Genomic DNA, 8,377 nt, shown 5'->3' with positions numbered 1-8,377 from the left:
GTGGCAGCGGGTCGTCCTGCCCGGCCACAAACGCCCGGTAAAGGCTGTTCAGTTCACGCATCAAGACGCCCATCGACCAGCCGTCGGAGACGATGTGCTGCTGGGTCAGCAGGAAGACGTGCTCCTCATCCGCCAGCCGGATCAGACGCGCGCGCATCAGCGGGCCGCGCGACAGATCGAACGGCGTGTGCGCCTCTTCACGGCACAGATCCGAAAGCGCCGCCTTAGCATCGGCCCGGCCGGATAGATCGTGCTCGACCAGTGGCAGCCCGGCATCGGCCGGCAGCACCTCGACCCGGGGCTGGCCCTCCGGTGCGACAAAGACACTGCGCAGCGCCTCGTGACGGGCAAACAGACGGTCAAGGCTGCGCTGCCAGGCGCTGCGGTCGAGCACCCCACGCAGCCGCAGGGCCAGCGGAATGTGATAGTTGGTGCTGCCCTCGTCGAGCTGCGCCAAAAACCATAGCCGCTGCTGCGCGAACGACAGCACCAGGGGCTCATGACGCGACACGGCCACAATCGCCGGCAGGTCTTGCGGACCGGAGCGGCTCAACACCTCGACGATGCTTGCGGCAAGATCGGCAAGCACCGGCCTGGCGAACAGCGTGGCCAGCGGCAGCTCGACACCGACGGCCTGCGGCAACCGGCTCAACAGCTGCACGGCCAACAGCGAGTGGCCGCCGAGCTCGAAGAAGTGGTCGTGGCGCCCGATGCGCTCGAGGCCGAGCAGCTCTTGCCAGATCCCGGCCAGCAGCGTCTCGACCTCGCCCTGCGGCGCTTCATAGGCGGTGCGCGCATAGGCCTCGTCGTCGGGGGCCGGCAGCGCCTGGCGGTCGAGCTTGCCGTTCGGTGTCAGCGGCAGCCCATCCAGCCGCACGAAGGGCTTATCCGCCATATTGGTACTTTCATTTCGAGGTTTTGGAGAAGTGCCGCGCTGTGCCCTGACGTGCGTCCTGGTTAGGTTCGAGCTGTTTCGTCGCGTTTTAGAAATAGCGTCAACAGCACCAGCAGACCGATAATTCTCACCTAGCGCTGCGAGAGCGTGAGCGGACGATGCAGGGCTTTCATTCGGCAGGAGCCTGCAACGCTTCGTCTCGATCTTCTCAATCTTCTCTTCGCCCCAGCCCCGCTCAAAACGCTCCGCATATCCTGATCGATCTCCGTCGCCTCAACGCTAGTGCGGAATGGGAAGCTCTGCCCCGAGCTCTCATGGCCGATAGCCTACATCTGCAGCTCTTCAGTCAAAATCTTCAGTTGCTCCGGGCAATTCGGTACTTCTGGGCCGATTACCATCATCATCTCCGTTGGTTGGGGGCAAGACCGTCATGACGGCTTCGCAAAGGTGATGCGCAAGTGACGTGCCATCCGGAGGATGTAGCTGAGCGCAGACATTCAAGTTGGGGTGGCGCACCTTCGCTCGTCTTCTTTTTGTTTGCAGGCTGCGGACGAAATGCAAAACATTTCGCCTATGGTACGTCCGTTCGATAGTAAACAGTTTGGGCCAAAAGCGACAGTATCGTTTGCATGGGTCGAGACACCAGGTTGGAATGGCGCCGGCGGCGAAATGGAAGTTGGACCTGTGGAGGTTTGGTCAGATGGTGCAGGCCTGGTCGGTGACGTGGCTTTATGTGGAAGCGATCGTTACCGATGGCGCGTGAACCCCGCACCATCTCGACCTCCTCGGGCAAGGTGACCCGGATGTGGCGGCCCTGGCCGAGCGCTCCCGCGCAATCTGTACGTCAAATGTGCCCGACGACAGCGTGAAGTTCGACATTGCAGGCCTCAGGGTGATGCCGATCCGCGACGAGGCCGAATTATGCGGCGTGCGCATTCGGACCAGCGCAACGATCGCCGGCGCGCGCGTGCCGGTTCAAGTCGACGTCGGCTTAGGAGAACCCATTACGCCAGAGCCGATCTGACGCCGCCACGATGGACCCGCCGACCGGTGAATACCCGGGTGGCCCATGGGTGATGTCACATAAACAGAGATGGGCTGTCGTTGTGACTTTTGGGAATGATTTCAGGCGATCACGCTGGCAGCAGCTTTCCATTGCGCCATGGCATTCAGGCGGTGAAGATGGATCTGAAAGGCGGAGCGTTTTGAACGGGGCGGGACGAAGAGATTGCGGATTGCAGAGAAGGTCGAGACGAAACGCTGGAGGCTCCCCGGTGATCGAAAACCTTGCATCATCCGCTCTCGTTTTCGCAGTGGCACATGCGAATTCTCCGCTCTGTTGTTCAAGCCCTTGTGCGACCGGTGCTCGACGTCCGGCATGACCTGACGCCGCGCTGCTCCGTAGGAGCCGAGCTTGTCGGTGATCATGCGTTTGCTCGGCGCTCTCGGTGCAAAGGAGACGCCACCACCGCTCCAGGTTTTCTTGACGACGCATTCCCAGGTCGCAGTTGTGGAGTTGTCAGCGGACCAGCTCCACGTCGTGCGTCGACGCGACGACACCCACGAGGTCCTTCTTGCCTCGTCAGCAGGCGACGTACAGGGAACGATACGTGCCGAGCCGCAAGCAATGCTCGCCGGCACAATTCTGGTCTGTGAAGGGGCCACAGAAGTAGGTCTGATCAGGGGTATCGACCAATTCTACGATGGGAATATACCCATCGCTGCCCATGGCGCCGCCCTGGTTGATGGCAAGGGAACCAACACCTTCACACAGGCACTCGCGCTTCAGGCCCTGGGCTACCGCACAGCAGTCTTGCGGGATAGCGACGTGGATCCGCCTGCGGGCTTGAAGAGACATTCAAGGAACGCGGTGGAACCGTGTTCGCATGGCCAGCAGGCCGCGCGCTGGAAGATGAACTGTTCCTTAGCCTGCCTGAGGTCGCCGCACTTTCGTTGATTGAGCACGCGATCGAAACGAAGGGTGCCGATTCTGTGGACGGCAACATCCGGCGATGAGCACCAACGACATCCAGAACGATTCAGCAAAGCAGCCGGGAAATTTTGGGACGAGCTGCGCACAAGGGCGGCTGGTTCAAGACCGTCGGCCTCATGGAGGACGCTGTCGCTTGGCAGTTAATTATGAGAATGGCTTGTCAATGATTTCAGCAGGTTAGCCATACGCTTAATTTGAGAATCTACACTTAATTTGTTAATCGAGCCCGGCCATTGGCACTTAATATGAGAATTAACGCCAGCAACTTGCCGGCATCGCATTTGCCGAAGGTGCGTGTGAAATTCAAAGGAAGCACGGCCTTCACGATAATACGATGGCATTTAATTTGAGAATCCGAACTTCCAGGTTCTCAAATTAAGTGCCAATCCTGACCGAAACGACTGCATTCTTACGGTTAACTGCCAAGCGACACACTCTCAGCACACCCGATCGCGTAGCCTCTCACCTCTTCCTTCTGGATGAGCGCGTCATGGCAGGGGCGCTTGTGCTCTCCAGTTCGCCGTACCATAAAAGATCCGGATCGTCGCGGTGCGCCATCACCGGCGCGAAATCCAAGAGGGGCGACAGCTTCATCTTTTTCGGCAAGAGCGGTGAGGTCGCCACGAAACGGGCTGGGATGTTCGACCCGTATGGGCACATCGACGAGATTGGAGTGAGGACGCGGGATTTTCGCTAGCCTCCTGGGCACTGCGGGTTCGGCGTGGACGTCGGAGGGACCTTTACCGATCTATCGCTGGTCAACGAGCTCACGGGTGAGTTGCACCACTTCAAGACGCCTACGACATCGCAGGAATCCGACGGCTGACGAATTTGTTTTGAGGTCCGGACTGTCTGTAACCGAATAGCCACAGCCTTTACCCAGCGTCATCACGTGAAGGACTGACGGGTGGTTCGCGTAGCCATGTTCGTGCATAAGCACACCTGCAATGAATTCCTACCTGTGAAACAACCATGACTAGTCGTTTTCGCTTGGAATCTTCGGCGCTGAACGGTGTTCGAACCTCGGCCGTTGAAGATCCTAGGGGGGTGGAAGGCGACCAGCGCTCTGCCAGAGTGAAGTTGCCAAACTCACCTGGAGATCAGCATGCAAGCCAACACCATCAAAGCCCCGGCCGCTATCCGCGTCGATCTTGCCGCAATATTTGTCTCCTTAGAACTGTCTCGTTCAAAATGGCTCGTGACTTCGCTTGCGCCAGGTGCGGGCGAGAGAATATCGAGACACATCGTGCCGGGGGGCGACATCCCGGGTTTGCTCGATCACGTCGCAGAGCTGCAACGAAAGGCGGAAGTGCGGACAGGGCAGAGCTTCCGGGTCATATCAATCCAGGAAGCTGGTCTGGATGGATTCTGGATACATCGGGTCCTCGAACGCGAAGGCATCGAGAGTTATGTCGTGGACCCGGCATCCATTGCCACATCGCGTCGCCGCCGGCGGGCCAAGACCGACAGGATTGACGGGGAAGCACTGGTTCGAGCGTTGCTGGCCTACAACCGCGGCGAGCCTAGGGTTTGCGCGATGTTGCGAGTGCCAACGCCGGAGGAGGAAGACCGTCGCGGGTTGGTGCGGGAGCGGAAGGCGCTGACGTCAGGCACGTCAACAGGATAAAGGGCCTTTTGTTCAGCCAAGGCGTGTCCGGATACGAACCGTTGAAAGGCGATCGACGCAAACGCCTCGACGCGCTCATTACCGGAGATGGACGTCCACTGCCGCCAGCGCTCAAGGCGCAGATCAGCCGCGAACTTGATCGCATCGAGTTGCTGATCCAGCAGATCAAGGATGTTGAAGAGGCACGCGACGCCTTGCTCGTCGCGGCAGATGAGCCAACACCGGCCCTGCTGCTCAGCCTCAAGGGAATAGGTCCGGAGTTCGCGGCCGTCCTGTGGTCCGTGGGATTGTCGCGCAAGTTTGACAATCGACGACAGGTTGCCGCCTACGCTGGTTTGGTGCCAACGCCCTGGCAAAGTGGGCAGATTAATTGCGAGCAGGGAGTCTCGAAGTCCGGCAATCCTAGGCTCCGGTCGACGCTTGTCCAGGTTGCGTGGCTCTGGGTGCGCCATCAACCCAATTCCGCACTCAGCCAGTGGTTCAGGGCGCGAGTCATCCAGAATGGTGGCCGGTACAAGAAGACGGCGATCATCGCCCTCGCTCGGAAACTGCTTGTTGCGCTGTGGAAATACGTGAACGCCGGAGTCGTTATAGAAGGAGCTCTCCTGACGAAACCATCAGCGTAGACGCCAATCGATTCTAACAATCTCCAGGACCGATCAGGCCTGGCAGATCCTCGGTAGACGAACCGACGAAACTCATGGCCTCAAACAGCCGCCGCTGAAGAATGGTTTCGTCTCTTGGGTCCGAATCCGCCGCAAGCGGGATCATGGAACAGGTGCATGCGCCCTGACCGAATATAAGGTGGACTGGGTTCCTTCGCGAACCGCGTCACGCAAACGGACTCATCGAACGGATCTACGGATTGCCCCGGAGGTACATGACAATGTCGACGTAAGGCCGTTTGGGTTTCGGGTTGGACTGTTTCGAGGGGATCGAGGCGTTGATCGATGCCGCCAGCGCGGATGCCGTTGATAAGGCGCGTGTTTCGCTGGATCAGTTCAAAGGTAGGTCGGAAGCAATCGGTCAAGCAATTGACGAATTCCTGCTTGATCTGATGACCCTGGTGTTTGTTGCAGAAACCACCCGCGAGAGATTCCACAATCCGGTGCAGCGGTTGGTGCGCGTGAGATTGACCAGGATCAGGCTGTTGTTGGGGCACGGCGATGAGAAGGAGCAACCGCTATGCCAAAAAAGCCGCCGCTTGATCCCGATGTCGCGGACGAGGCACCCCAATCCCCGATCCTGACGGGCTATGACAAAGAATACTTTGTGATCTATCTGCGTTTGCTCGACGCAGCGGCGGACGATGCCGATTGGTGCGAAATGGCGCGTGTCGTGCTGCATATCGATCCTGAGTGCGAACCGGATCGGGCACACAGAGCTTGGGAAACTCACCTGGCGCGGGCGCGCTGGATGACGACGACCGGGTATCGGTTTCTATTGCAAGGCGGTGCGCCGCACTGACTTTGCAGACCGTCTCGAGATCTCGCAAGACGATGTCTGCCTCCGGCTGGTCTGCCGCCCTCGCGCCGAGGCCAGACTGTCGCCCAAGGCTTTTTCATGGCGCTCAGGGATGTAGATCATCTTGAAATTGTATTGCCGCGTAATCGTTCGAGAACCCATGGCTTGAAGTCTCGATCGGCTGCTTCTCAGTCTCGCCGGACATTTAGACGCTCAACAGCGCCTTGTGGAACAATAGCGTTTTAGGCGGTGCGCGAGTTTTGGCCTGCTGTACATTGCAATAATCACCAGCCACGAAGATGCGTTCATCCATGCAGCCGATTGGTCGCCACCTCGCCACCCTTGCCGAAAAAGACGAAGCCGGTGGCGCGTTCGGATGATCCAAGATCGACCGTTTGCGGCAAAAGGTTTGATTTTTGGCGGCAAGGTAGGCAAGTGTAGCATCCGGCGGAGGCGTCCTGTAGGGGATGCAGATCATCTGAACCATGATTTTATATACCTACTCACTTGAGGCTGAGCCGAGCGAAGACCGCTGGAAAGACACCGGAATCCCAGGTTTCTTCTTTACAGAACTGGACGAGGTGCGGCAGGTCGTCCGCGAGCTCCGCGACGAAGTCACCTCGGATGAGGATGAGGAGCCTTCATGGAGTCCGGTTCGCATCGAGCGGATTGAACTTCTCGCACCGACGACCCAGAACGTCCTGACCCTGCTCAACGAGGGGATTGGGCCGCTGATCCAGCGCTATGAGATCGTGGAAACCATTGCCTAATAACTAAGCCGAGAGCTTTCCGGCAAGTTCATGCCCGCGCACTTTGCTGACCTTCTGTTGGCCGTTTTCGCAGCGACGTGCGCACTGGGCCCACCCGACAATTGGGCGGGATAGGCTTTGGCGAATTGGTCGAGGCCGACGAGATGCAGATGATCGCGAACGAGTTCGCCTCTCTCGCCAGCGCCCAACCGGCTTTGGCGTAGCGCCGCGGCGACATTGACCTCGACATTGAGCCAGGGCAAAAGCCTGTGCTCCTGGAAAACGATCGAGCGGTCCGAGACCCGGCCGTTCCACCCTCTGTCCATCAAGCCGGATGTCGCCGTCATAATCAGTGTTGAGGCCGAGGACAAGTCGCAGCAAGGTGGACTTGCCGCAACCCGAGGATCCCACGATGCTGACAAACTCGCCCTCGTCGACTGCAAGATGGATATGCGACAGCGCCTGGACCTGATGGCCGGCGACACTGAATCTCTTGCTGACGTCAGCAATCTTCAAGCGTGGCTTTGGCCACGTCCCCGTTCAGAAATGGGGATAGGGCCGCTCATGGAATCCTCCAGCGCAGAAAGTGATGCTCCACGGAGCCGGCGATGACATTGAAGACCACTCCGACGCCACCGAGGAGGAGAATGCACAGCAGCAATAGATCCATGTGGAACAGCCTGGCCCTCGTTCATGCGCCCGCCGATCCCTGGTGCGATGTTGAGCAGAAGCTCGGCCCCCCTGTCGCGGTCCAGGCATAGATCAGCGCGGCATGAAGGCCCATGAAGATTTGCGGCAGCGCTCCCGGAATGGCGATGATCCGGGCGAAGTCGAAGCAGCCGAAGGTCAGCACGTTGGCAAGCTCGCGATAGCTGCGCGGGATGCCGGACACGCCCTGCCAGGTGTTGCTGGAACGCCGCGAGCGCGATGAAGACGACCTTGCCGGCCTCGCCTCCGCCGAACCACATCGAGATCAGGGGCACCCAAGCGAAGAGAGCGATCTGGCGGTGTACTAGCAGCACCGGCTCGAGCAAGCGTTTCATGAGGCGGGAAAACCCGATCGCCAAAACCAAGCGCGATTCCGGCCGCACTGCCACACACGAAACCGATCAGATCACGCTCCAGGCTCGCCAAGAGTTTAGGGCGCAGGGCCCGCCCCCAGGCAGCCTGATCGGACCGTGCGGCCCGATACCTATCCGGCCACCATTGCGCCGGACTTCACGACTGATCGTGGATGGCGACCGACCCAACCGGCGAGCAATCGAACGCAGCGAACAGAGGGTGCTCAGCCCTCTGGAAATCTCCTCCCGCTCACTAAGACTGAGCGCTTGGCTTGCCCGTTTCCGAGCGGCCGGACGAATTCCGCCTGTCGGCGAGATCACCGAAAAGACCGACGAGGACTCCCGATCAAATCGTCGCCCGATCGAACTCATCGACTCGCCAGCCTGCCAACGATCCCAAATCTCAGACCGCTGAGCTGCAGAGTAATAGATGCGACGTCGCTGCTTCATGCCTCACACTCCATCTTTGACAAAAGACTAGTGTGTTGCGTTCACCTGTTGAGCCCACCCCGCTAAGCGGGCAGAATTTCTGCGACAGCATTTGCTGAAACCCTACTTTACAACAGTGTGGCGCTTCCGGCCGAGCGA

General features: G+C 59.2%; 10 protein-coding genes and 2 pseudogenes. 6 read left to right on the top strand and 6 right to left on the bottom strand.

Annotation, left to right across the window (positions count from 1 at the left end; genetic code table 11):
- Positions 1-895, bottom strand: an 895-nt coding sequence (locus NKJ73_RS33700) for a condensation domain-containing protein (RefSeq protein WP_352572670.1), incomplete at its 3' end; no start/stop codon positions are given.
- An 805-nt stretch (positions 896-1,700) separates the two neighbouring features.
- Here NKJ73_RS33700 and NKJ73_RS33695 point away from each other — a divergent pair.
- Positions 1,701-1,919 (top strand): hypothetical protein, encoded by a 219-nt coding sequence (locus NKJ73_RS33695; RefSeq protein WP_352572668.1) that lies wholly within the window; start codon positions 1,701-1,703, stop codon positions 1,917-1,919.
- Positions 1,920-2,020: 101 nt separating this feature from the next.
- On the opposite strand, the pseudogene NKJ73_RS33690 reads toward NKJ73_RS33695, so the two are convergent.
- Positions 2,021-2,329, bottom strand: a pseudogene (locus tag NKJ73_RS33690) (DDE-type integrase/transposase/recombinase); the annotation flags it as partial.
- Between NKJ73_RS33690 and NKJ73_RS33685 the strand changes: the two are divergent.
- The 4 genes and pseudogenes from NKJ73_RS33685 (at position 2,322) to NKJ73_RS33670 (ending at position 5,982) form a co-directional block, all read left to right on the top strand.
- Positions 2,322-2,852, top strand: a complete 531-nt coding sequence (locus NKJ73_RS33685; protein WP_352572666.1) for a TOPRIM nucleotidyl transferase/hydrolase domain-containing protein — start codon at positions 2,322-2,324, stop codon at positions 2,850-2,852. The pseudogene NKJ73_RS33690 and the gene NKJ73_RS33685 sit on opposite strands and share 8 nt — an antisense overlap.
- A gap of 757 nt (positions 2,853-3,609) precedes the next feature.
- A complete protein-coding gene (locus tag NKJ73_RS33680) occupies positions 3,610-3,714 on the top strand; it encodes a hydantoinase/oxoprolinase N-terminal domain-containing protein (protein ID WP_084833964.1) in 105 nt (34 codons plus the stop codon).
- A gap of 279 nt (positions 3,715-3,993) precedes the next feature.
- A pseudogene (locus tag NKJ73_RS33675) lies at positions 3,994-5,141 on the top strand (IS110 family RNA-guided transposase).
- A 559-nt stretch (positions 5,142-5,700) separates the two neighbouring features.
- On the top strand, positions 5,701-5,982 hold the full coding sequence (locus NKJ73_RS33670; protein WP_352572664.1) for a DUF2285 domain-containing protein: 282 nt from the start codon (positions 5,701-5,703) through the stop codon (positions 5,980-5,982).
- A gap of 202 nt (positions 5,983-6,184) precedes the next feature.
- Here the strand turns inward: NKJ73_RS33670 and NKJ73_RS33665 are convergent, their stop codons facing one another.
- The gene (locus NKJ73_RS33665) at positions 6,185-6,466 is read right to left on the bottom strand and encodes a hypothetical protein (RefSeq protein ID WP_352572663.1); all 282 of its coding nucleotides are present in this window, start codon (positions 6,464-6,466) and stop codon (positions 6,185-6,187) included.
- Here NKJ73_RS33665 and NKJ73_RS33660 point away from each other — a divergent pair.
- Complete coding sequence (locus NKJ73_RS33660; protein WP_352572661.1) at positions 6,465-6,749, top strand: hypothetical protein; 285 nt, start codon at positions 6,465-6,467, stop codon at positions 6,747-6,749. The two genes, NKJ73_RS33665 and NKJ73_RS33660, sit on opposite strands and share 2 nt — an antisense overlap.
- 3 nt (positions 6,750-6,752) lie before the next feature.
- On the opposite strand, the gene NKJ73_RS33655 is transcribed toward NKJ73_RS33660, so the two are convergent.
- The 3 genes from NKJ73_RS33655 to NKJ73_RS34450 form a co-directional block, all read right to left on the bottom strand.
- On the bottom strand, positions 6,753-7,139 hold the full coding sequence (locus NKJ73_RS33655; protein WP_352572672.1) for an ATP-binding cassette domain-containing protein: 387 nt from the start codon (positions 7,137-7,139) through the stop codon (positions 6,753-6,755).
- 280 nt (positions 7,140-7,419) lie between these two features.
- Positions 7,420-7,620: a hypothetical protein gene (locus NKJ73_RS33650; protein WP_352572659.1), complete on the bottom strand. Its 201-nt coding sequence runs from the start codon at positions 7,618-7,620 to the stop codon at positions 7,420-7,422.
- Positions 7,621-7,837: 217 nt separating this feature from the next.
- Positions 7,838-8,161: a helix-turn-helix domain-containing protein gene (locus tag NKJ73_RS34450; protein WP_373420512.1), complete on the bottom strand. Its 324-nt coding sequence runs from the start codon at positions 8,159-8,161 to the stop codon at positions 7,838-7,840.
- Positions 8,162-8,377: the final 216 nt, after the last annotated feature.

Origin of the sequence: Mesorhizobium sp. M0074, from assembly GCF_040322975.1 — a bacterium.
In the GTDB taxonomy this organism is placed as follows: domain Bacteria; phylum Pseudomonadota; class Alphaproteobacteria; order Rhizobiales; family Rhizobiaceae; genus Mesorhizobium.
Note: the sequence above shows the minus strand (reverse complement) of the source record. Positions and strands in the feature narration are given on the sequence as shown.